This window comes from Streptomyces sp. NPDC003697 (assembly GCF_053587115.1).
This window is the reverse complement of the sequence record NZ_JBSFNN010000013.1, coordinates 82,623-107,248: the sequence shown is the minus strand read 5'-3', so window position 1 is coordinate 107,248 and position 24,626 is coordinate 82,623. Positions and strand designations below refer to the sequence as shown.

Annotated in this window: 14 protein-coding genes; 12 read left to right on the top strand and 2 right to left on the bottom strand. The window is 65.2% G+C overall.

Annotation, left to right across the window (positions count from 1 at the left end; all coding sequences use genetic code 11):
• The first annotated feature begins 266 nt into the window (after positions 1–266).
• Genes dpdE through dpdD form a run of 8 tightly spaced genes read left to right on the top strand, consistent with a single transcriptional unit; the run spans position 267 to position 18,235 of the window.
• The gene (gene dpdE / locus ACWDNY_RS08140; RefSeq protein WP_451644892.1) at positions 267–3,725 is read left to right on the top strand and encodes a protein DpdE; all 3,459 of its coding nucleotides are present in this window, start codon (positions 267–269) and stop codon (positions 3,723–3,725) included.
• The gene (dpdF, locus tag ACWDNY_RS08135; RefSeq protein ID WP_451644891.1) at positions 3,722–6,328 is read left to right on the top strand and encodes a protein DpdF; all 2,607 of its coding nucleotides are present in this window, start codon (positions 3,722–3,724) and stop codon (positions 6,326–6,328) included. The genes dpdE and dpdF overlap by 4 nt, the downstream gene beginning before the upstream one ends.
• Positions 6,328–7,251: a protein DpdG gene (dpdG, locus tag ACWDNY_RS08130; RefSeq protein WP_451644890.1), complete on the top strand. Its 924-nt coding sequence runs from the start codon at positions 6,328–6,330 to the stop codon at positions 7,249–7,251. Before dpdF ends, dpdG begins: the two co-directional genes overlap by 1 nt.
• Positions 7,248–10,325 carry a protein DpdH gene (gene dpdH, locus ACWDNY_RS08125; protein ID WP_451644889.1) on the top strand — a complete coding sequence of 1,026 codons (3,078 nt, stop codon included), beginning with the start codon at positions 7,248–7,250 and terminating at the stop codon, positions 10,323–10,325. Before dpdG ends, dpdH begins: the two co-directional genes overlap by 4 nt.
• Positions 10,322–11,032, top strand: coding sequence for a hypothetical protein (locus ACWDNY_RS08120; RefSeq protein WP_451644888.1), 711 nt, complete (start codon positions 10,322–10,324; stop codon positions 11,030–11,032). The genes dpdH and ACWDNY_RS08120 overlap by 4 nt, the downstream gene beginning before the upstream one ends.
• Complete coding sequence (dpdJ, locus tag ACWDNY_RS08115) at positions 11,029–15,510, top strand: protein DpdJ (RefSeq protein ID WP_451644887.1); 4,482 nt, start codon at positions 11,029–11,031, stop codon at positions 15,508–15,510. The genes ACWDNY_RS08120 and dpdJ overlap by 4 nt, the downstream gene beginning before the upstream one ends.
• Positions 15,507–16,019, top strand: coding sequence for a phospholipase D-like domain-containing protein DpdK (dpdK, locus tag ACWDNY_RS08110; RefSeq protein ID WP_451644886.1), 513 nt, complete (start codon positions 15,507–15,509; stop codon positions 16,017–16,019). Before dpdJ ends, dpdK begins: the two co-directional genes overlap by 4 nt.
• On the top strand, positions 16,016–18,235 hold the full coding sequence (gene dpdD, locus ACWDNY_RS08105) for a protein DpdD (RefSeq protein ID WP_451644885.1): 2,220 nt from the start codon (positions 16,016–16,018) through the stop codon (positions 18,233–18,235). The genes dpdK and dpdD overlap by 4 nt, the downstream gene beginning before the upstream one ends.
• A 389-nt stretch (positions 18,236–18,624) precedes the next feature.
• On the opposite strand, the gene ACWDNY_RS08100 is transcribed toward dpdD, so the two are convergent.
• Both ACWDNY_RS08100 and ACWDNY_RS08095 read right to left on the bottom strand, forming a co-directional pair.
• Positions 18,625–19,170 (bottom strand): hypothetical protein, encoded by a 546-nt coding sequence (locus ACWDNY_RS08100; RefSeq protein ID WP_451644884.1) that lies wholly within the window; start codon positions 19,168–19,170, stop codon positions 18,625–18,627.
• Between the two features lie 24 nt (positions 19,171–19,194).
• The gene (locus ACWDNY_RS08095) at positions 19,195–20,448 is read right to left on the bottom strand and encodes a HEPN-associated N-terminal domain-containing protein (RefSeq protein ID WP_451644883.1); all 1,254 of its coding nucleotides are present in this window, start codon (positions 20,446–20,448) and stop codon (positions 19,195–19,197) included.
• Between the two features lie 763 nt (positions 20,449–21,211).
• Here ACWDNY_RS08095 and ACWDNY_RS08090 point away from each other — a divergent pair.
• The 4 genes from ACWDNY_RS08090 (at position 21,212) to ACWDNY_RS08075 (ending at position 24,613) form a co-directional block, all read left to right on the top strand.
• Positions 21,212–22,450, top strand: coding sequence for an IS30 family transposase (locus tag ACWDNY_RS08090; protein ID WP_451644882.1), 1,239 nt, complete (start codon positions 21,212–21,214; stop codon positions 22,448–22,450).
• A gap of 64 nt (positions 22,451–22,514) precedes the next feature.
• Positions 22,515–22,817 carry a hypothetical protein gene (locus ACWDNY_RS08085; protein ID WP_451644881.1) on the top strand — a complete coding sequence of 101 codons (303 nt, stop codon included), beginning with the start codon at positions 22,515–22,517 and terminating at the stop codon, positions 22,815–22,817.
• An 18-nt stretch (positions 22,818–22,835) separates the two neighbouring features.
• Positions 22,836–23,054, top strand: coding sequence for a hypothetical protein (locus ACWDNY_RS08080; protein ID WP_451644880.1), 219 nt, complete (start codon positions 22,836–22,838; stop codon positions 23,052–23,054).
• Positions 23,055–23,410: 356 nt separating this feature from the next.
• The gene (locus ACWDNY_RS08075) at positions 23,411–24,613 is read left to right on the top strand and encodes a PIN domain-containing protein (protein ID WP_451644879.1); all 1,203 of its coding nucleotides are present in this window, start codon (positions 23,411–23,413) and stop codon (positions 24,611–24,613) included.
• Positions 24,614–24,626 lie beyond the last annotated feature (13 nt).

The following is a 24,626-nucleotide window of genomic DNA, read 5'->3' as shown; positions in this document are numbered from 1 at the left end:
TTCATCCACTTTGAGGTGATGGCGGAATATCTGAGGCGGTGGCGGCGCGCGCTTCTCCATGGGGGATTGGCGATGCAGAGCTGCCACATGCCGCTGTCCCCGAAGGGGCCGCCGTGCGCCGCGTCAGGCGGCAGGCTGCACGCCGGGGTCGGCCCGTGCTCAACGGCCCTGCTGTCGCGGTCCGCAGGCAGCACCTTGAGCCTCTGGGGTCGAGCTCACCTGCCGGTACTGTCGCTCTGCACCGCCGGCCGACAGGGGGGTGCAGCATGACGGACGAACCAGCCGCGTGCCCTCGGTGCGGCGCCAAAATGGTCCTGCAGTTCGCCTCGCGGGGATCCAATGCAGGCAACTGCTTTTGGGGCTGTTCGCGGTTCCCGCAATGCCGCGGTTCACGGGCCATCGATGGCAGCGTCGGCAAGGAGGCGTCGACCCGGCCCCGCACGCCGAAAGCTAGCCGTCCGGCGCGCAGCAGTGACACCTCCCGCGGCCTGTCGCTGCGCCGGGGCGACCTGCTGGTATCCAGCGCCAACACGCTCGGGGCCGGGAAACTCGTCGGCAAGGACGGTGGCGGCCTGGTCCTCGAGTACTTCGACACCCCCGGACAGAAACCGGGCGAGCGCCCTCGTCACACCGTCCCCAGGGACGGTCTCCGGCGGCTCACCCTGTCACCCGAGATGCGGGTGTTCTGGCTTGCGGGCACCACCTGGCGTTCAGGACGCGTCATCGAGACCACCGCTCAGCGGGACATCTATGTGCGGGCGCGCAACTGGGAGGGACACCTCCCTGAAAAGGATCTGTATGTCCGCTGGGACCAGCCGCTGACCGACCCCGTCGGCTTCGCCAGCGCCGGACTGATGGAATCGCCTCTGCTGGCAGACATGCGGCGCCCCTTCCTGCAGAGCACCCTGACGCAGCGCTCGGCGGCACATGGCATGCGCGGTGCACTCTCGAGCGGTATCGAGTTGTATGAGCACCAGGTCGAGACCGTGTGGCGCGTGCTGCAGGACCCGGTGCAGCGCTACCTCCTGGCCGATGAAGTCGGTCTCGGCAAGACGATCGAGGCCGGCCTTGTCATCCGGGAGCTCCTGCTGGACCAGCCCGACCTCACCGTGCAACTGATTCTCCCGCCGTTCCTCCTGGAGCAGTGGCGCCGCGAACTGTCGGGCAAATTCCGCACCGGTGACTTTCCGGGCGCCCGCATCGCGTACTCCCGCGACGACGCACCCGACACGTGGGAACCGGCTGATCTCGTCGTGGTCGACGAGGCACACCATCTGGCCCGCCTGGCGCACAGCGAGCAGCCCGAACTGTCCAGCCGCTACGCGCGCCTTGCCGAGGTTGCGACAGCCAGTCCGCGTCTGCTGCTGCTGTCGGCGACCCCAGCGCTGCACAACGAACAAGCCTTCCTGGCCATGCTCAAACTGCTCGACCCGGCCGTGTACCGGGATACGACGGCCGAGGACCTGCGCCAGCGCATGGAGGCACGTTCCGCGCTGGGCCGGCTGTTCCTCGGACTCCAACCCCACTTTCCCGGCGTCCTGCTGAACAAGCGCCTCACGGAGATCGGCGCCGCGTTTCCTGAAGACGCCGAAGTCGCCGCCCTGATCAGTGAGGTCCGGCAGGCAGTCGGAGGACCGGACCGGCAGGCGTTGACCGTGGCGATCGGCGCGCTGCGCACCTATGTCTCCGAGGTGTACCGGGTCCACCGCCGGATGCTGCGCACCCGCCGTACCGCTGCGCTGCACCAGTCGTACCGGGTCACCGGGCGCCTGCGCCCCCAGCAGGTTGTTCTTCCCTCGTCCGCTTTTGCCGGCCTTGCCTCCCTTTTGGACAACTGGCGCCAGGAGGCCCTTGCCGCGTGCGAGTTCGACGAGGAGGCCCGCCGCGAGGCAGCCTCCGCCTTCGCGACGGCCGTGGCGTTGTCTTTGGACCCGGACTCCCTGCGCGCGTGGACGCAGTCCCGAGCGGCTGCCACGCCGGGCGAGCAGGAAGCGCTCGATCGCATCGAGAGCGACCTGCGGTTCGTCGACCGTCGCCGCGACGTGGCACGCCCGCTGGCCGATGTACTGACCTATCTGTTCAAAGCACGTGAGCGTGTGGTTGTCTTCTGCCCGACACCGCAGTTGGCAGCGGAGTTGGCCGGCGTATTCAAGGAGCTGCTGCCGGGGGCGGTCTACCAGCACCTGGCGAGTGACTCGCCCGCAGTGTCCGAGCAGGCAGTCCGATCTTTTGAGCAGAGCCGGACAGCAGCCGTCCTCGTTGCTGACCACTCAGCGGAAGAAGGACGCAACCTTCAGTTCGCCGATCTCCTCATTCACGTGGGCCTGCCCCCCAGGGCAAACCGCCTCGAGCAGCGGATCGGCCGATGTGACCGGTGGGACGCGCATCGCGAAGGCGGCGCTTGGCGCTCCTACTCGGTGGCGGAGACGACCGACACGCAGTCGTTTGCCGCAGCATGGATGCGGATCCTCAGCGAAGGGTTCGCCGTCTTCGACAAGTCCGTAGCCAGCCTGCAGCACGCGGTGGACGCCGCCACAGACGCCGCCTGGGACCAGCTGTTCGAGCACGGTGCCGCGGCGGCACCCGATGCCATCCGCATGGTCCACACCATGCTCGAGGACGAGGTCAAGCGCGTACAGGAACAGGACGCCCTGGACAGCATCGAAGCACCTGCCGACGAGCGCTCCGTGTACGGCCGGATGATGGCCTCGGAGGGCGAGGCAGACTCGTTTGCTGACGTCACAGATGCGCTGCTGTCCGCGCGGCGGGGGGCGGGGAACCTGCGGTTCGCGCCGGTCGGCGACCCCGCCCATGCGATCGGCGGCTACGAACCCGTCAGCCGGTCGTCAGGTGGAGGCGGACAGGCCCAAATCCCGCTGATACCCGCTGCGAGACTGCAGCGTGACTTTGTGCCGCTTGCAGGACATCGCGGCACCTTCGTGCGCAAAGTGGCCGTCGAGCACGAAGACGTCCGCCTCTACCGCTACGGCGATCAGTTCATCGATGCCGTGTCCGACTTCCTGTGGAACGACGACCGAGGCAGAGCCTTCGGCATGTGGCGGTGGATCCCCACCTGGCCCTACGCAGAGCGCCTCGCCTACCGCTTCGACTACGCCATCGAAGCGCAACCGCTCCAGGTCAGCACGGAAAGCGACCTACTCGACCAGTTGACTGCAGCCTGGACCAGCGACCTGGTGGACCTGCCGTCCCTGCGACGCCGGGCCGACGGGCTTTTCCCGCCGCTCATCGTGACCGTGTGGACCGACGCAAACGGCACCCCCATCACCGACGAGCGTCATCTCGACGCCCTGCAAGCACGCTACGCAAAGCCCGCACCCGGACAGCCCGGAGGCGACTACTCACTCAACTCAGAGCGCATCACACACGCATACGAACTCATCCCGGCCGCCCAATGGGGGACGCGCTGGCGTGCTGCTGAGCATAGTGCCCAGCGCCTGGCCCACAGCGACGACGCCGTAAGCGAGACCCGCACACGAGCCCTGGCCCTCGCCGAGACTGACATAGCCACCCGACTGCGGCAGTTGCGACTGCGGGCCGCACGCTCGGAGGGGAACGAGCGCGCTGAACTGGAGGAAGAAGTGGAAACGGAAGCGCTGGCGGGCCAGGAGTTGCTGACGGCCCTCCAAACGCCTTCGCTCCGCCTGGACAGCACCGGTGTGGTCGTGGTCTCAGGCCGCAGCCTTGAGCAGGACGGGTGCGCGTGACCGCTCAACTCGACATCGTTCAGCGCATAATCCTGGGCAAGGAGGCATCGGCAGAACAGCTCACCGGCCCGCACCGGCGGTTCGTCGATGCCTGGCGCTCCGGCCTTGCCGGGCCCGCCCTCAGCGGCGACATCGCCGCTCTCCTGGCTCAGATGCTTCGCCATCAAGCTGGCGTGACGGGCCAGCGCCACCACGAACTGGAGATCAACCTCCACGAACGCGGAATCGACCTGCAGGCGCTCGAGCGAGCGCACCTGCGTGTGGAACGGTTCGGCGCCACACGGCACACCGTGCGCCTTGGCGACGCCTGGACGCCTGACTGGCTCCACGGCGACCCCCGCTGGATCGATCTCGCCTGCGCAAGCCCCGGTCCGTTCGTCTTCGCCGACAACACGACGGTGGAGACCAGCGCTCGCCCGAACAGTCCGGTGCCCGTCGATCCAGCCCTGCACGCGATCGCTCCCGACATCGACCACTACCGCTCACGCAGCCAAGCCAGCGCAGTGCGGACCGCCTCCCTGGCCGATCCAGCCTCCACCCTGCACGTCGTCCTGCCCACCGGCACGGGCAAATCCCTCGTCGGTCTGGCCCCTGGGCTGCTCCGGCAGCGCGGAACCACCATCGTGGTGCTGCCCACCATCGCCCTGGCGCTCGACCAGGAACGCCACCTGCACAAACGATTCCCGACGTCCGTGCTCCCTCGCGAACTGGCCTATCACAGCGACCGCGTCAGCGAGGAACGCGCAGCCATCAAGGAACGCCTGCGCGAGGGAACTCAGCGGATCCTTCTCACCTCACCCGAAGCCCTCGTACGCGGATTCACCGCGACGCTGCGCGCCCTTGCGACATCTGGCCAACTCACCAGCCTGGTCATCGACGAGGCGCACCTGGTGCGTCTGTGGGGCTTGAGCTTCCGTCCGGAGTTTCAGATCGTCGCCTCACTCGTAGGGGAACTGCGAGAACTCGCCACCGGGGCCGGGTACCCCCCGCCACGCATCACACTCCTGTCTGCAACGCTGTCGGCACCCAGCCTCCAACTCAACGATCGACTCTTCGCAGGCAGCGCCGAGTCACTGTTCGTCGGATCGACCTTCCTGCGCTCCGAACTGCGCTACCTCCTGGGCGCCACCACATCAGCCGACGTCCGGTTGGACCGTCTTACCGAGGCGATGTACCACCTTCCGCGGCCTGCGATCATCTACACCACCAAGAAGGAGCCCGCCAGGATCATCGCTGAGCGCCTGCGGGCTGCCGGGTTTGCACGCACCGCCGTCTTCCACGGAGACCTCGGTCCTGCCGAGCGTCTGGGCATCATGCGCGGATGGTCCGGCGACGACGGACCGACCACGACCGACATCGTGGTTGGCACCAGCGCCTTCGGTCTGGGGGTAGACCAGAGCGACGTCCGGACCGTGGTGCATGCCTGCGTCCCGGCCTCGGTCGACCGCTTCTACCAAGAAGTCGGCCGCGCGGGACGCGACGGCCACGCGGCGCTGTCGGTCTGGCTTCCCGCCGTGCCTGACGCGGCCGAAGGCCAGCAAGTCGAAAACGCGACCGTGATCGGGGACGTCAAGGCGTGGAACCGGTGGGAAGCCATGCGGGATCAGAACCTGTCCCCGAAGCAGGCGGGTAACGGCCTGGTCCTGGACACCACAGTGGTACCCGGGCACGGCGACGAGCCCTCGGACGCCAACGAACTGTGGAACCGCAACACGCTCGTCCTCATGGAACGCGCTAACCTCATCACCATCGAGAGGCTGGATCCCCCGGTGGTCGAACGCATACCCGGTGAGCCCGAGCAGGCCTGGCAGGCACGGTTCAGCAAGGAGTGGACGGCCTTCGTAAGCCACGTCCCGATACGGCTCAGACCGCACGTGGCCAACCTCGACCGGCAGACCCTCGAGGCCGCCCTGCAGCGCACCCGCGCAGAGATCAAAAGCGCCGAAGCCGCCTCAACGGCGCGCATCACCCGCCTGCTGGCAAGAAGAGAATGCTGGGGGCGCGTACTGAGCGAGGAGTACACCTACACGGACATAGGCGCCATGCGGGCCAGCCAGAACGTGGCGCCCGCGTGCTCCGGATGCCCTGCAGAGGGGCACATGCACCAGCCCGCCTTGCACACCGCGCGTCCCCTCGTCGCAGAAGCGCTCATGCCCGATCTCGGCAGAAGCCCCAGCGCAGCCCTGGCGAACCTGGCCGCCGGCCACCGCAGCATCGTGGTCACCTACCCCAGCGGACGCCTCAGAACCGCCCTGAGCAACCTCATCCAGTCATGCATCACCAACGGCGTACGCGGCATCGTCGCCCCGGCCGCGCTGCTCGGCCTCCCAGCCATCCGTGCAGCCTCACGGTTCGCCGACGAGGGCATGGTGGCCGTGGACCCTCTGCGGACCCGCGGGGTACCTGCGCGCCTCTCGGTGCCGAGTCTGGTCCTGATGGACCACGGGCAGACGCCGCCCCTCTCATGGCTCGCCCCCACCAGCGGACCGCTGCGCGTCGTAGTCGTCCCGGAAGACATGCCCGACCCGGCCTATCCAGATGCCCTCATCAAGAGCATCCGCAGCCCTCACTGGACCATTGACGACTTCCTCAGGAGACTCTGATGGCTGTCCTGAACCCACCGCGAAGCCTTCCGGCCCTTGGCCGCTCCATCGTCAACTTCCTCGCCGGGTCCCGACGGGCCTGGACCGAGGAAGAATTGATCGAGGCGTTCAGACCGCCAGGCCTGAACGAAGACAGTTCCTCCTTCGAAGGCGTCGCGCACACCGTGTACACCTTCCGGGCGATCGGGATGCTCTGCAGCGACACGGACGGCGTGATCACCGTGAGCGACACCGTCGCTGCCACGGGAGACACCCTGTCGCCGACGGCGTTCCGCCGGGCACTTCAAAAACATGCCCTCGATCTGGACCGTGACGGCGACCCGTGGCAGACCGGCCCGGGAGAGAGCCTCACCGGCGGGGCGCGTGATCTACTGAGAGCGATGTCGTGGTTCCTCGCGCAGGATGCGCTCGGACGTCCCCTGTCGTGGATCAGCGGCGTTCAGGCCCTCCAGCACGCGCAGTTCCCGGACGCGGACAATGACACCTGGGCCATCACCAACGACACCCGCTGGGGTGCCGTCACCCGATGGGGACCGGCACTTGGCCTCACGGCGCCCTCACTCGTACAAGCCAAATCGGGGTTGATGCCCCTCCCCGTCGTGGCGATCAACGACGTCTTGGACGAACTGCCTGCCGGACAGGTACCCATCGGCGACTTCCTGGGCCAGTTGGCGGCCAAACTGCCTGTACTGCACGGCGGTCTCGTCCGCGCCTCCCTCGTGGCCTCCCTTCCCGACGGAGACCCCGATCCGGGCATCGCACAAGACTGCGCCGACAGTTCGGTAGGCCAGGCACTGCGCATCCTCCAGGACCGCGGCCGGCTCGTCTTCGACACCCTTCCGGACGCCGACGGCATCCGGCTGTCGCGATTCGACAGCCAACGCCAAACGCATGTCACCCTGGTTCAAGGAGGAAAGCGATGACCTGGCGGGGCACTCTTCCTGCTGCATGCTGGGAGGCCCGTGAGGCCCCGGCCATCATTCCGGTCGAGGCAGAGAGCACCTCTAACGGGGTCTTCCTCGCCACGCATACGTCGATCCCGATTCTCCTGCGCGACCGGGTGGAAAGCGCTGTCGGCGGCACCGTCGTCGACGAACACAGCCTCCGGCGCGCCGTTGAAGAACTGCCGGCGGACCAGCCCATTATCCCCATCCTCGGGAAGTCGGGCACAGGCAAGTCGCACCTGATCCGCTGGCTTCGCATCAACCTGAAGCCCAATGACGCGACCCGGCTGATCTTTGTCCCCAAACACCGCATGTCGCTGCGCGGGATCCTCGAACTCATCCTGGAACACGCCACCAGCGAACGCGCCGCAGAGTTGCGCGCCAAGGTTGCTGCTGCTTCGGATGCTGCTGCGGACGAGACCACAGCGCAACTCCGCCTGCGCAACGAGTTGGCTGTCCTGGTCGAGACCCGAGGCGCAGACAAGGACGGCCCGGCCGAGGAGAACGATTACCGCGCCTTCCTTGCCTCTGCGGAGGGTCTGCCCGCATTGCTGGGGGACCCCGTCTTTCGCAGGCGGTTGCTCGCCGACAACGGCCCCATCGCGCGTCTGGTCCGGGAAAAGCTCTCCGGCAAGGGGTCGGAGGACAAGGAGGACGCGTTCGGTTTCACCGCGGCAGACCTGGACCTTTCGGTCGACGATGTCAGCAAGGCTGGCGCCGACGCCGCCAGCGTCGCCAGCGCACTCGTCAGCGATGCTTCCCTGCGGGACCTGGCAGCGAAGATGCTCAACGAGCAACTCGGGCCGGCGGTCAGCGAGGTCTTCGGGGTCGGGGGAGACGACCTCAAGCAACTCCTCGTCGAACTACGCCTCGACCTGCATAGGCAGGGACTGGAGCTTCTCCTCCTGATCGAGGACTTCTCGATCTTCCAAGGCATCCAGGGCGGCCTCATCGACGCAATCACCCTGCTGCCCACCGAGACGCTCGACCTGTGCCCGATGCGTGTCGTCATGGCCGTCACCACTGGTTACTTCGTCAACCAGATGCCGGAGACGGTGTACACGCGGACCTATAAGGTCTTCGATCTCGAACTTCCCGCGGACAAGACAGCACCGTTCGACCCCGCACGGTTCGCCGCCCGGTACCTCAACGCGGTACGCGTCGGTTCCAAAGAGATCGACAAGCACCGCACGGACGAGCGCCCGGCGCCCAACCACTGTCTGCGATGCCCCGTCCGGGACACGTGCCACCAGGCATTCGGGGAGGTTGAAGGCGTCGGTCTGTTCCCGTTCAGCAGGACGGCACTCGACCGGGCCATCCGCAGCCAGTCCAAAGGCGATGCCTTCGTCGCCCGCGACGTGCTGACCCGCGTCCTGCGCCCCGTTCTGCACCGCGACCAGACCGAACTCGACGAAGGTCGCTTCCCCAGCACCGGATTCGAGAACGACTTCCACAGCGGTGCGCTCGACATCCTCGACAACGTCGAGGACCAGGTCCGGCTGCGCACGCCAGGTGACCCCGCACTCTCCGAGCGTCGGGTCCGGATGGTGCGTTTCTGGGGGCAGGGCAACGGGCCGCAGAACCTTCACCCGACGATTCACGAGGCATTCGCCATCCCGCCCCTGCCTGACCTCGTCACCGAGCAGCAGACCCTCCCGCATCAGCCGTCAGTGCAAGAGCCCGTCCGGCCCTTGGACACTACGCAGACACCCCTTGTGGTGGATCCGCTGACGCCGCCCCTGCTCAGGCCACCACCCGCGCGTCCGGCCCCGGCGGCTTCGAAGCCGCCTCTGGTTCAGGCGGTCGACGAATGGCACCAGACCGGCCAGCTTGTGCAGAGCCACCGCAACGAGCTCCGGAAGATCGTGCACACCGCCGTCATAGGTTGTCTGGGGCTCGAAGACGGATTCGGAGGTGACAGCGGAGACTGGGTCAGGGGAAGAGCGGAACTTGCGCCGAGCTTTGATGCCAACACCTCGATCGCGCTGGACGGCAGCGGCCTGCAGACCGCGCTGATCTCGATCGACCACCGCAACGTGGAGGACGTCCGCGTTCTTCGTGCCCTCGCCTGGGTGAACGCGAAGGAGTCCTGGGAGAACGTGGAGCAGGGCGACGCCCTGCAGAGCCTGTGCGTTAACAAGGTCCAGGAATGGGCGGACAGCGTGTCCGCTTCCCTCCTTCCTGCGCAAGGTGACGACGCCGAACTGGCCCTGCTTGTGCACGCCCTTCTGTCCGTCAGCAGAGCCCTGGGGATCGCCGACTCGTACAAGAGCGACGCACTCAGCCGGGTCAAGGCGCTCTTTGCCAAGCCGTCGAAGCTGGCCAATCCCGAGCAACGGCCCCACACGCGACGACTGCAGGACCGCTTCACCAGCGCTGAGCCGAAGGCGGATCGCAACCTCCTTCAGCGGCGACTGCTCCGCTTGACGTCCTACCGCCAGGGCACCGGCAAGCCGCTGGCCATTGACCTACCGCGCCTTGTGCGCGCAATGCGCGACGACGCGGCTGAGGTGCCCTGGCCCGAGCACGTCCCCGAACAGATCAGAAAAGTGGTGGACGACATCAAGAAGCGAACCACCATGCTGGATCCGATGCGCGACGAAACCCGCCGGCTGGTACCCGACGTGAGCGATCTCGGCGGTGACGTTGCGGATGTGGCTCACGCCCTCAACACCCTGCTCTCCGACCTGGCGGCGCTTGGCCAGTCAGCCAACTCGATCAACCCGTCCGCCCTCTACGGCGCGGCGAAGTCGGTGAAAGCCAGTGATCTGAAGAAGGTGACGGACCTGAACGTGGGCCTCGACGCCTGGCCCACCCTCACCGCCGACCAGCGCCTGCGCCTGATGACTCTGGACGAGGGGCCGGCTCTGCGTATCCGTGCCTGGCTCGACCCTGCACTGGAAGCCGTGGAGGTGCTGGAGCAAAAGCTTCAGGCCGGACCCGCCTCGGAAGCTCAGCGTGAGTACGACGAGACCCTCCAGCGGCTCGTGACCGGGCTGGAGATCTTGAGCCGCGAGGTCATGGACGTGGCCGGACCCGAGGGGGGCGCATGACGCTCATCGAACAAGTTCAGCGTCTGCGTGTGGCAGCGGTCGCTGCCCACGACGAGGACAAGATCAACCGCCGCACCGGCGAGTTGGCCGGACAGGCCGAGAACGTCGAGACCCTCATCAAGACGATCCAGCGCCTCAGCCGGGGCGTCGCTGAACTGCGCGCAGCTCATGCTGCCTTGGACACGAACCTCGGTCCGCAGGCCGCCCAACTGGCCGCAGACCTGCACGCGCTCGCCGAAATGCTCCCCAGCCAGGACGCCGATGCCCCACTGCAAGCACTGAAGGCTCAGGTCAAGGCAGCCGATGGCTTCGTGAAGGGCCTTCGTAAGTCCGTTGAGCAGGCATGGACTGCTGAACGCAACCGTGAAGTGCCGGTGATCAATGAGGATCTCGTCGCTACGCTGAGCAAGAGCGGGATTGACGTGGAAGAGATCCGCATCAAGATCGAGAAGGCGCAAGGCGTGCTCAATGTCCTGAACAACCGCGCCGTCCCCGAGTCGGGTGACGTCGCCAGGCTGACCGCGGCGCTGGAGAGCCTCCAGGCATGCGGCAAGCAAATCTCCGTACTCGTTGACCCTGTTCTCGCCCGAGTGATCACGGGCGCCCAGGAAGCCACCGGGGCGCCCTTGAACTCCTTCACCCCCGAGGTCCTCGCCGGGCTGTCGAGGCTGGGAATCCTGGACCGCTTCTGGGTGAGGCTGCGGTGACTCCTGAGACCGAGAGTGAAATCGTCGGCGTCCTCGAAGCACATGAGGACCCCCTGCTGTCCTGGGGCGTTGTCGACGGCGGATTCACCCAAGATGAACTGCACACCCACGTCGATGACGTCCTCATGGAGCGCGGCGAACTCGACACTGCCCAGGAAGCCATCGAGGCCCTCGAGGACAAGGGCCTGATCATCCGCGATGATGCGGTCTCGCCGTCACGGTGGCGTACCCGCAACGGCGAGACGCTGCGTCTGCTGGCCCGGCTGCGCCAGATCTTCCCCTCCAACGACCCCGCGGCGTGGCGCCAAGGCGCCGCGCTCGTCTCGGACTTCCGCTACGCGCGGCGCCCGCGTGCCTACCCCCGGCGCGACCAGTCCAGACACGCAGTCATCGACGGCACCGATGCGCTCCACGATCTCTACCGCCAGGTCATCGATGCCATGACGCGCCGGGGACCCCAACACGCAGACCTCAGCGGGTTCCAGGTCCGTGCCAGCCGCCAGATCTTCACGGCCCTGCAGTCCAACATCACCACCGCCACCGTCGTGGGTGCCGGCACCGGTAGCGGCAAGACACTTGCCTTCTACCTGCCAGCCTTCGCCTACCTGACGGGACTCCAGGACAAGTCGGCATGGACGCGTGCGCTGGCCGTCTACCCGCGCAACGAACTCCTCAAGGACCAACTCAACACCGCTTTCGCGAACGCCAGGCGACTCGACCACCTGTGGACGAAGACCAACGGCCGGCCCATGACCATCGGAGTACTCAACAAGGACACCCCAACCAGCACGAAGAGCCTGACGGCCTCCTATTCCGCATGGACGAAACGGGCCGAAGGCTTTCAGTGCCCTCACTTCACCTGTCCCGGCGACGGATACACCGTGTGCGGGGGCACACTTTTCTGGTCCGAGCAGGACGCCAGGGCCAGAACGGAACGCCTGACCTGCAGTACCTGCAAGCGCGTGTTCGACGACTCCATGCTGGTCCTGACCCGGAACCGGATGAGCCAGCGGCCTCCGGACGTGCTGTTCACCACCACCGAGATGCTCAACCGCGGTCTGTCCGACCTGTCCCTGGGCACACTCTTCGGCGTCGGCGCGGTCAAGAAGCCCCGCTTGATGCTGCTCGACGAGATCCACACCTACAGCGGCACTACCGGCGCCCAGGCAGCCCTCGTCCTGCGACGCTGGCGCCACTCGCTGCGCAGTCCGGTCACCTTCGCCGGCTTGTCCGCGACGCTGTCGAACGCCGTTCGCCACATGGCCGATCTGACGGGTGTTGACGACGGACTCGTCACCAACATCGAACCGGGCGCGGACGAGATGGAGTACGAGGGCGCCGAATACATGGTCGCCGTGCGCAGCGACCCCACCGGCGGTGCCTCTGTGCTGTCCACCACCATCCAGACGGCAATGCTCCTCCCGCGCGTCCTCGACCACCCGGCAGGGCGCACATCCCAAGGACTTCTGGGCACCAAGGCGTTCGTCTTCACGGACGACCTCGACGTCACCAACCGGCTCTTCTTCTACCTCCTCGACGCGGAAGGCCAGCGCTACCGCGCCCCCCGTACCCAGCAGTTCAAAGACCCCTTGGCATCCCTGCGACGTCCCGTACAAGACGGCGTCATCGACCAGCGGCGCGCTGGCCAGGTCTGGGACCTGCCGGTGAAACTGGGCCACAAGCTCGACCGCCCAGGCCTCAACGTGAGCCGGACCACCTCGCAAGACGCGGGAGTCGACGCCGCCTCCCAACTCGTCGTCGCAACTGCCTCGCTCGAGGTCGGCTTCGACGATCCGGACGTCGGTGCCGTGCTGCAGCACAAGGCGCCCCGAGGGGTCGCCGCATTCCTGCAGCGCAAGGGCCGAGCCGGGCGAAGCCGTCGCATGCGCCCGTACACCGTGGTGGTGCTCTCCGACTACGGACGCGACCGTGCCACCTACGAGGCCTGGGATGCACTGTTCGATCCCGTCCTGCCCGAACTGGTGCTTCCTATCCGCAACCGGGCGGTTCTGCGCATTCAAGCCACCCTGGCGATGCTTGACTGGCTGGCAGTACAACTGCAGTCCGATCACCGGTACGCAAAGCTGTGGCGTGATTTGCAGGGTCTCGCAGATCCGGAGTACCCGGACAACCGCAAGGTCCAGAAGACTGCCGTCGCCGTTCTGCGCGACCTGCTGCGCGATCCCGGCCGTCAGCGCAGCCTCCGTCTGTGGATCGAAGGCGCACTCCAGGTCTCTGAGGAGTTGGCCGCCGAGATCCTGTGGCACCCCCCTCGCCCGCTCATCCTGGCGGCCGTGCCCACGCTGGCCCGACGGCTGGACAGCGAGTGGGCCGTTGCGGAGGACCACACGTACGTCAAGGGCAAGGATTTGATGGGCAAGAACCCGCTGCCCGACTTCTTCCCCGAGAACCTCTTCAGCGAGCTCGCGCTTCCCGAAGGGTACGTGGTCATACCCCCGCAGCAGCCGTGGGAGAAGGAACCTGAACTGCAGGCCATGGGCCTGGCTCAGATGCTGCGCGAGTACGCGCCAGGACGAGTGTCACGGCGCTTTGCCACCCGCAACCTCGAGCACCGGCACTGGATCTCCGTTCCCTACGGGGAGCGCGATACTGTCATGGATCTCGCCCCTGTCCTGCAGGCGCACCATAGGGAGGAGACCGCCACCGTTGAAGTCGGCGGAGTCCCCACCCTCATTCCCATCGTGCGCCCCGACAGGGTGGAACTCCAACTCGCACCGCCAGAACTCAAGGATGCTTCCAACGCGGCCCTGGTCTGGCGATCCCAGTTCCTGGAGAGGGGCCTCGGCCTGGTCGCCCGCCTTCCCCTGTCGGACCTCATCGGCGGCCTCATCGATGAAGCACGCTTCTTCCTGCACGCTCAAAACGCCCACATCGAGGTCCGCCGTCTTGCCGTCCAGAGCGAGGCCAGTTTGGTCTTCGCCCGCGGCGGTGAAGCCCGGGTCAAAGCGCAGTTCTCGCTCGATGACGAGCGGGTCGGTCTCGGAGCCACCTACGACGTCGACGGCCTGCGCCTGACCGTCACGGTGCCGGACGTGATTGCTCCATCCGGCGACCTCGACCCGGCCCTGCGCAGCGCCTGGTTCCAGCACGTTCTTACAAGCGACCCCGAACTGCTTGAACAGATGAACAAGTTCCAGTTGGAATGGCTGCACCAGACGATCGAATGCATGCTGCTGATGTCCGCCGTGAGTGACGGCACGTCGCTTCCCCACGCCTACCAGACGGTGCGGGAAAGCTTCGCCGACCGGTTGACGGACACACTGAGGGCAATGTTCCGCAGTTCTGACGTCGAGGAGAGCGAAAGCGCCACACTCGGCCGAGTGGGTGAGCGACTGCGCCAACTTCTTGCCGACAAGGACATCATTGCTCGCTTGGACCACCTGACGGACCAGGTCTGGAACCCTGACTCGGCACAATTCCAAGCCTGGCTGCGCCAGCGTGTCCTTGCCACCCTTGGACAGGCGGCCCTGTGGGCTGCCCGGGAGATCTGCCCCGAGCACGACCCCGAAGGCGTCATCGTCGACATAGAACCCGGCTACGCCCTCGACGGCACATGGCGTCGTGGCCAGGTCTGGCTCACTGAAGCCTCTATCGGCGGCGGCGGCTTCATCGAGGCGCTGGCGACGCGCGTACGTCCCGACCCGCGGCGGTTCTTGCGGCTGATCATGAGAGCCGTCCAGCCCTCCACCAGTGAACTGGTCGACGCGCACATGCGGCGGATCGTGCGCTACACCACCGAGCGCAGCGACTGGCTCGACCTCGTTGCTGAATACCGGGGCTCGGCGACACAGGCGGACCGGGTGAAAAACCTTGACCGCATACGAGCACAGTTGCGTGACTCAGGCATCCACGGCGCGGAGCAATCCGTCGTCTCGAGCCTGGCGAACCGCCTGCTCCGGCCCGGATCGACCGCACAGACGGACCAGGCACTACGTACCCTTATTGACGAGTGGGAGATCCAAGAGCAACGCCTGGGTCTTGAAATCTCGCCGCGTACCTGGGCTTACCTGATGCGTCAGAGGCACGACCTGGACGCCGGACTGAACCTGTCCGCGAACTCCTCGGACCGCCAGCGCATCGACGCCATCCAAAGCGCACTCTGGCCACGCGGATGGGCCATACGCGCCGGAGCACTGCAGTCGTGGAACCCCTACTGCGACAATCCGCCGGCCGCACCCGAGCTCATCCGGGGGCTGTTCACGTCCACAGACGACCTCATCAGCGTGACAGATCTCGACGCAGACAACCTGGTGCGCACGCGCCTGGCCCAACAGGGATCCGCCCAGCTCATCGCGCCTCCCGAGGACGTACCCGCCCTGGCAGACATGCTGGTGGACCTGTCGATCCGCGCCATCGAAACGGACTTCCTCCAAGTGTTCCCACGAGTCGTCGAGATCGACCACCGCACCGAGGGCAGCGTCGTGGCCACCCTCGAACTTGCCGAGGTGTCCGCATGAGAAGGATCACCACCGTCGGGGCCGGTGAGACCCGGCAACTCACCGATCTGCTGCAGAACCTCCTGGTGTCCGAGTTGCTGGCCCCGTCAAGTCGCCTGTGGGTACTGTCCCCGTGGATCTCCGACATTGTCGTCATCGACAATGCATCCGGACAGTTCAAGAGCGTGCTCCCCGCCTTGCCGGCCCGGCCCATCCGGCTGACCGAAGTACTCATCGAACTCGCCCGCCGTGGCTCGGACGTCCGAGTGATCATGCGAGATGAGCCGCGCAACGCCGTCACAGGGCAACGCCTTACCGACCTCGCCCCGGTGGGGCCACGGCCGACCCTGCTCATCCGGAACACCCTGCACGACAAGGGCATGGTGAGTGACAGATTCCACGTTCACGGTTCGATGAACTTCACCTTCTTCGGCCAGAGAGTGAATGAGGAAGGCGTCACCGTCGTATCCGACCCCGACCAGATCGCCCGCGCTTGGGTCGAATACCAGAACAGGTACCAATTGCCATGAGCGTTGACTTCAAGGAATTCTTCGGTCCAGGCAACGACATCACGCCCACGCGGGTAGAACCGAACCTGCAACTCATCCTCGAGAACTTCATGGCAGGCATCCAGCAACGCCAGGTCGGATTCCTGCCGCGAAGTTCCGGCGGCCGTCTGTGGTGGTACGGCTTCGCTCCCACCCCGCGCCAACGGCGCGAGACACTCGCCATCCTCGACAGTTGGATCGGCCCCACCTTCAGCGACCTGCCCCGCCACCGTGGTGCCCTCAACCCGGCTGATCCCTTCGACGCCGCACTGGCACAGGCACCTGTCAAGCCACTGCGCTTTGAGGTGCTGCCCCGTCCGTCAGCAGGTTCGAAGGCTGCGGGACACGCGCGAGGCCAGGTACGCGACGCCCTGTTGGTGCTCAGCAAACTGCTCAACGGCCGGCCGCCCTCGGAGTTCGACGCCCCCCGGACCACCGTCGAGGTCCTCGACGACCTCGGACACGCCATCGCTGCCCGCGACCGTACTGTCGCCTTGGCCTGCCTGCGCGAACTTGAGGCCACCGCTGATCTCGACCAGGCGAACCTGGCCTTCCTGCGGCTGCGGCTCTTCGCCGGGCTTGAGGATTGGAAGGCCGTTCTCGGGGACCGGGATCTCGACCACGTCCTCGCCATGCGTCGCCCCTTGAGCGTCACTCAAGTGATCCAGCAGGCGGTCTACGCCAGATGGTTCGCCCGGCAGGACGCAGCAGGCAAAGAGGAAGAACTGCTCGGTGCCGTTGCCGCGCTCCCTGCGGCGTTCCGGCCGCTGTTCTCGGGCACACCGACAACGAGTCGGGCGCAGGCCGTCGTGGAATTCCTCATTGCGGTCGAAGACGACGCGGGAGACGACACACTCAACCGACTCCTCGACGAAGCCGGAACGATTGAACCCGGCCTCCCCGCCCACCTGCGCAACGTGCTCCACCTGCACCGGGAACAAACTCCTCAGCCCACCGCCCCGTCGGAGCCGCCCGCCCCCCTGGATCAACTCGGCTCCGCGAGCGAATCGCCCCTCGAGCGCGCGACCGGGATGATGGCCCGGGGCGAACTTCAGGCAGCCATCGACCTCGTACTGACGCTCGAACCGAGCCTGCACGCGGTATACCTGCTCCTGACCTGTACACGCGACCTGCAGTCACCACAGCAAGCAGCGTTGGCACTTGAGTACATCTCCACGCATCACCTGCGTAACTTGATCGACGGAGCGAGTGCACGCCTGCGCGATGATTTTGCGTGGCTGGAGCAGTTCACCCAGGATGGAGTCCGCCTGGACTGGCACACTTGGCTGGACGCTCTGGACGGAGACCAGGGCAGTGCAGCGTTGGCTGCCAGCCCCGAAATCACTGATACCTGGACGCCACTGAGCAGCAAAGCACTGACCACATGGCTTCACGATGCCTCCGACGAGGTACTCGGCAGACTCGGTGAGAGCGGAGGCCAGTTCATGGCGGCGCACCGCGATATCTTCACTGAAGATGGAGCGGCCGAACTCAGTGAACGTGTCCTAGCCGGTCTCGCGCTCAGCGGCAAGAATTCGGCCGGCGTTCGAGTGCAGACCCAAGCCCTACTGGACTATCTGCTGTCCGCCAACCCCACATCCGAAGTGTTCGCCTCAGCACTCGAGTGGATCGATCTCATCATCTCCGCGAACGTCTCGGCCGTGACCACGACGTGGGCGATCGACGTACTACAGACGGCGACAGCTACATCGGCAGCGGCAACGAGCCCCGCCACTGTCGAGTTCTTCTACAAGATCACCAATACGGTAAGGCCGTTCAAGACGGCACTGGACCCAACCGACCTTGAGGCCATCAAACTCATAGCCGGCGAACTGGGAATCGGTGTCCCGGAAGACCTGCTTGCCGAGCAGGTAGAGGACTCTGACCCCGGAGCGCCGTACCGGTACCTGCAGGACTCAAAGGTGGTGCTGTACTCCCTCACCGAGTCGGCCACCACCCGGGCTGCACAGATACTGCGCATCCTGGTACCCAAGATCGACATCGAGACCAGCGCCGAACACGACGGCAGCAGCAAACTTGCCGCACAGGCAGCCAACGCTGACGTCTTTGTCGTGGTAACCGCATCGGCAAAGCATGCCGCCACTGACTTCATCACTGCCAAGCGTGGGACACGACCAGTCGTGCTCGTCAACTCGCGTGGCTCATCGGCGATTTTGCGTGAACTGGCGGAAGGATGACGTCCACAATGCAGCAGGCTAACGCTTCTCTCGCAATGATCAAGGGCTGAAAAGATGCGGCAAGCCGTGGTGAGCCGGTCCGATTGCCCTATGGCAGCACTGTGTCGGGTCGCGGAGTGCCGCTGCCGTCCGCGGTCGTTGCCGTCAGCAGTGAAGTCACTGCCGTCGGCGACGCCGGAGTGTGACCACCGCATTAGGAGTTCGGTCTGTTTGGGGGCTCCTCCTCGTGAGGATTCATGTGGATCCAGCGTCCCGCCACCCTCGTGTCGCATGTTCATGCCCGCATAGGCTGCCGGGGTCTTGCTGGGCTGACGGGAGCCGTGCTGATCTCTCTCAGCGCTACTGCGCTGAAGATCAGATGACCAGCCGGGAATCCCGTCATGGTAGCTCTACGGAACAATTCCTAGGTCGTGTCGCATTACCGTTCGCATCGCGGACAACAGATCCCAAGTTTGCACGCGCATCTCTGCGGCTACCCCAACGGTCTCTCCCGGCTCGGGGGCCCCGAGGTCGAGTCGCCGCAAGACCCCATACAGGTTGCTCAGATGACTGTTCACCGCACCGGCTGCAGTCAACACAGCGTCGGGAACGAGCATCTGAGCCTCCGCGTGACGAGCTCTGTGATCTCGCCGCATGTCGTCTACGTCGGTGCGTATCTCATCGGTCACGACACCGGCGCGAATGGCAACAAGGTAGTTGGTCAGTGCTGTCTGGTATAAGCGAGCGGCTATGTTGAGGGCGACATAGCAGGTGCGTCGGGTCTCGATAGCCGCTTTTTCGGTTTGGTAAGCGCGATCTTCTTTTCGTTGCTGATCGGCCCGTTCAAGTTCTCGTATCTTGCTGTTGTTAGCGCTGCGTTGAGTTAGAAGCCCCGAAGCGAGCGTCCCCGCAATACCCACCAGGGCAATGACCAGAGCACTTGTGGATGAGCTCATATTTCTTCCTCGAAGTTCAAGCGGCTATGCGAACGGATCGCCGCCGGCCGGCGGCAATGGCACGTACTCTCGCTTGATCTTGAATGTGGATAGTGATGAAGCGTCCATCCTCAAGTGAAGCTTGTCACCTGCCAAGCGATAGATCTCGTCATCCCGATCAATACATCGAGTGTTAGGTACGTCAAGCACTACGCAGGTCTTGCCCGTCACGGCAGAGGTGTACATCAAGCCACCGATGTCACCTTGCTCACCTTGGTGCACCTTTAGGAGGTGCTCAGTCAGTATCTGAGTCGGCACGTAATCGATCTGCTCGTAGGTTTCTCGGATTGGTTTAGTTAGATCCTTGATGAAGTCTCTCAGGAACAAAATGCGATGCCGCTCGGAAAACCGTTCTGTGTCGAATTCTGAGGGCACTGTCGGGATATTGCTTCCAGTTAGGTCCACTACAGTGAATCGTTGTGTTGCCTGGAATGCAGCAACACTGACGTGGGTGTCGGAGGTTCGGACGAGACTCTCTCTGACCGCAGTGTCTGAATCTTCGGCACCGTAGAACATGGGGATACCGGCAGGGCTCATGCGATTCGCTTGCTTAGCATGCTCCCGTCCGGCTGTTCCCACGTCCTTTGCCCCCCAGGAGACTTCAGGACTTGTATGTGTGCGGGCTCGCCAGAAGGTATCGCCTACTTCGAAGGTGTGGTACAAGTCGTGCTTGTCGACGTACTCACTCACGGCTTGCAGGACCTTAGCCGGATGAACACCATCGGCATCTTGGTCCCGATCCTGCCAATCTTTACGCAGCCAGAAAACGTACCGAGACTCGTACATAACGGCTTCGCGGAATCGCTCCCAGCCAGCGCCAAGCGCTTCGCTTGGCGAGTGATACCAGTAATGATTATCGGTCCATATTTTAAAAACAACGGATTCTCGTACTGCCTCAACTAGTCCAGGGCCAACGAAAATTTCTCCGTATTCATCGCTAATGAGATCCCATGTGTCGAAGGTGCGACCCAGATAACCTATCTCTGAGTCATAGCGGTGTTCGATATCGGCATCCTCGTATCGAAGTTGAACCCCGTCCATAAACGCCTCGATGAGCACGTCGAGTTCAGCCGCCGGGCTTTGGCTGCAGAAAGTGCAAGCTTCTTGAGGATCGGATGCCTCATCCACCTTCTTTGCAAGGAAAGGCTCGTTAATACACTGCTCACACACCCACTTGTCACCGGTAGGACGCCAGCCTTGTGCTTCTACTTCTTCCATGTATCGCTTGGCCAACCCCACGCTTTCCCCCGGTGATCTGCAAGTATGTGTGTTATTTCGCGGTGTCTTCGGCCTCTGGAGCAGCGAGCCCGCACACTAGCTCTGCTGGTGGGGCCGACGAGCCTTCCGGCTCCACAACGATTCATGGTGGCTAATCCGAACACGGTCAACAGGGCTGCGTGACCCTGTCTCCGCATCCACGTTCTGTTGAGCAGCCGGGGACGGCCCAGAGACGGCCCAGCTGGTCACGCCTGAGGCTTGGCGGCGTCGAAGCTTCGCAGTCTCCGAAGACTTCGACGTGACGTCGTGGGCCCAGAGAGTGCCGACCGATGACACCGGTGGCTTGCCAGTCGATACCCAGCGCTTTCGGCGCTTGGCCACCAACCTTGGTGGCACCGGATCGCGGGGCGGCTGGGGTCTCACAGCTTTCAGACAGAGAAGACACCACCCCTTGCCTGCGATGGCGCTGGTGGCACCCTCCTCGCACCCGATGCCCCTTGCGGCCCCGGTGGCGTTGGTTGCACTGGCACTTCCAGCCCCCAACCCTCGCGGCTGATAGCCACAACGGAAGCTCCCTTGTACCACCGACCGGACTCGCATGGAATGAGATCGGTGGAGTCTCAGCGGCCGAGTCAAGCGATCGACGACCTTGAAAACCGTCGTGGCAGCGATGTCACCGTGGGTTCAAATCCCACCGCCTCCGCACGATGAGCAGTGAGAACGGCCCCTGACCTGGTAACTTCCGTTCTAGTGGTCGTCGCAACACCCCAGCTCGGGGAGTGCGATGGAATTCAAGATCCGGGAGGACCGGGGGCAGGCGCCAGGCCGAAAGGCCCTGGTCCGTGAGCGGGAGGAATACTTCCGGCTCATGGACCAGGGCGTCAGCAGCATGGAGGCTTGCCGGATCGTCGGCATCAACCGGCGTACCGGGAAGCGGTGGCGCAACGGCCGCCAGGCCACGGGAAGCACACGTGGTGCGCCGCCGGTCCGCCGGCCGCTCAGCTCTGCCGGCCCGGCGCGGTATCTGCGCGAGGCCGACCGCATCCACATCGCCGACCGTCTGCGGGAGAAGACGTCGATCCGGCAGATAGCCTCCGAGCTGGGCCGGAGCCCTTCCACCATCAGCCGGGAGATACGCCGCAACGGCATGCCACTGCGCGGGGACGCCTCCCGCTGGGCCTACCGCCCGCACGCCGCCCAGTCCCGCGCCGATGCCCGCCGGCCCCGGCCGAAGCCGGGAAAGATCGGCCAGGACCCGGAACTGCGGGACTTCATCCAGCACCACCTCACGATGCGGTGGAGCCCCGAGCAGATCTGCCAGGCTCTGCGGACACGCTTCCCCGACCGGCCGGAGATGAACGTGACCCACGAGACCGTCTACCAGGCCCTCTACGTCCAAGGCCGCGGCGAACTGCGCCGGGAGCTGGCCAAGGCACTGCGCACGGGCCGCACGATGCGCAGGCCGCACCGCCAGTCCTACCGGCGCCAGCCCCGCATGGCCAAGGACATGGTGATGATCAGTGACCGGCCCGCCGAGGCCGCCGACCGGGCTGTCCCCGGGCACTGGGAGGGCGACCTCATCATCGGCAAGGTCCACAAGTCGGCCATCGGCACGCTCGTCGAGCGCTCCAGCCGCTTCGTCACCCTGATCCACCTGCCCGATGGCCGCCGTCCCTCACAGATGCGAGACGCGCTCACCCAGACCGTCTCGACCCTGCCCGCCCAGCTCAGACGCTCCCTCACCTGGGACCAGGGCTCCGAGATGCACCTGCACAAGGACTTCAGCACCGCCACCGACATGCCGGTCTTCTTCTGCGACCCCGGAAGCCCCTGGCAGCGCGGCTCGAACGAGAACATCAACGGCCTGCTGCGGCAGTACTTCCCCAAGGGCACCGACCTGGCCCGCTACACCCGCGAGGACCTGGACGCCGTCGCGGCCGAGCTGAACAGCCGACCACGCAAAACGCTCGGCTGGGAAACCCCAGCCGAGCGTCTCGCTAAGCTCCTGGCATCAGCCAGTTGATCAACTTGTGTTGCAACGACCCCTGGAATTCGCCTAACTCGGTCAGGGGCCGTTCTCGTGAGCCTTGTCCGCCAGCGACCGCGGTTCCTCGCTGTTTCCCGACCGAACGGGCACCCGCCCCTTCCTGGCTCAGCGCCTGCGGGAGTGGTCGCTGTGCCGCGCCGTCACGCGCAAGCTGCCCTGGCAGCCGGACGACCTGCTCGCATCATCCAACTGGCTCCAGCTCAAGACCGCCGCCGGAACGAACACCGAGGCCATCGGGATCATCCTCGCCGACGCCGGCCGCACCAAGCGGATCCGCAACACCGCGGGCCACCCTCAGCCACCGAAGCGAGAGCTGAAGAATCGGCTCTCCCATAGCTCTTGACTATTGCTCAGCGCCACATTGGCAGATCAGCTCGTCCTCCTCGACCTGGACTCCGACTTTCCCGGCCTCGTGGCTGACGTGAACGTCTTCGGCGACGGATTGGTGCAGCTCGGGACCGTTCACCCCGAGACGGCCGAACTGCTGGCGATGCTGATCACTGCTGGACTGGACGCGGAGATGCACAGCGAGACGGCTGATGGACTTCCGACTGGTCGGCACCAGGCACCTGCTGCCTGAGCTGCTCCCGGACGGCCGGTCGGCCGCGGTCGAGCATGCTGCCCGAGTCACCCGGCCTGGCCCCGTAAGACAGCGTTTCCCAGCGCTGCCGCACGGGGCTGACTGCTGTCTCGGTGCGCTTGGTTGGCCTGCCGCTCGGCCGGGACCGGCGCCCCAGCGCCGCAGCCCGGACGAAGCGGCAGGTCCACGCGTGACATCAGCTTGGGAAGCTGCGAGCTCCTCGCAGCGGTTGATCCACCGATCGATTAGCCACGGTTACACCGCCTGCCCGTGCTTCAAATTCCCGACGGATGAACCGACTTCCTGGAAGCCTGGGCCCTGCCTACGCAGCGCCGAGGGAGACGGAGCCAGCCGCCTTGATCATCTTGGACACAAACATTCTCCACAGCTTCGCGCTCGACAGCGTCAGCACGGACCTGCTCACGACTATCCGCACGTCCGGCGTTGAGGACGTCGCCGTGCCGTGGGTTGTCCTGGAGGAGCTGACGTCGCATCGGGCAGTGCCGTACCGCAAGAAGTACGAGGCGGCCCAGCAGATCCTACGGAGCGTCAGGAGCTCTACGCCGTGGCCGGTAAGCGCCGAGCTCGTGCCGCTGGACCTGGAGCGCTTCCAGGATCATTGGCGCGAGAAGTACCGTGCGATCGTCGACGTGATCCCGACGAGCGAGAGGGCGCTCGCTGAAGCTGTGGTCCGGGAGGCAAACGCCCTCGCACCTTGCAAGTCCATCGCCATCAACGACGGTGGTGACGAGATGAAGATCGGCGGCCGGGACGCTGCAATCTGGCTGACGGCCATCGAGTACGCACGCGAGCACCCAGGCGAGACGGTCTACTTCGTCAGCCGGAACTGGAAGGACTTCACGAAGGGAGCATCGTATCCGTACCCGATGGACAAGGACCTCGAAGGCATCGAGGACCGGTTCGTGCACCTGACATCCCTGGAAAAGGTCGTTGCGAGGTTCGCGACGCAGACCGAGGTTGATGAGGATCAGGTGCGCGCGATCCTCTCGGCCCCGGAGACCCGCGAGATGGTCAGTCGGGAAGCGTGGAGTGCGATGTCGGCCGTGGCCTCAGACACTCTTCCCTCACGCTTCGAGTGCACGACGACCTCGCTCGGGGACGTCTCGGAAGAGACCTTGACGGCCGGCACCACGTCGACCGCCATCGCACAGGGGTGGCTGATTCGTCCGACTGCGCTGTTCGACTCCATGAGGGAGGTGAAGGCGTACCGTATCGGTGATCACGTGTGGTGCACGGCTACTGTGCGCTGGTTCCTCGGCGGCCCTGCGTTCATCCATATCCACAATCGGGCTGCTCCGGTGGGGTGCGCATGGGACACCCGTGTGCTCGTCAGCCCGACCAATGCGGAGACACCGCCCACCCTGCTCAGGTCTCAAGGAACACAGGCGATCACTGCCACGGCATTTGCCACGCTTCCGGTGCCCAATATTCCGCCCGACCTAGAGATTACCGTGCCTCGCGCGGTGCGCTGGGCCAACCTCCGGGCTGCGTTGGAAGCAACGGCATTGCCACGTTGGAATACTGGGTCAACTTGGTGATGGCAGAGCAGGT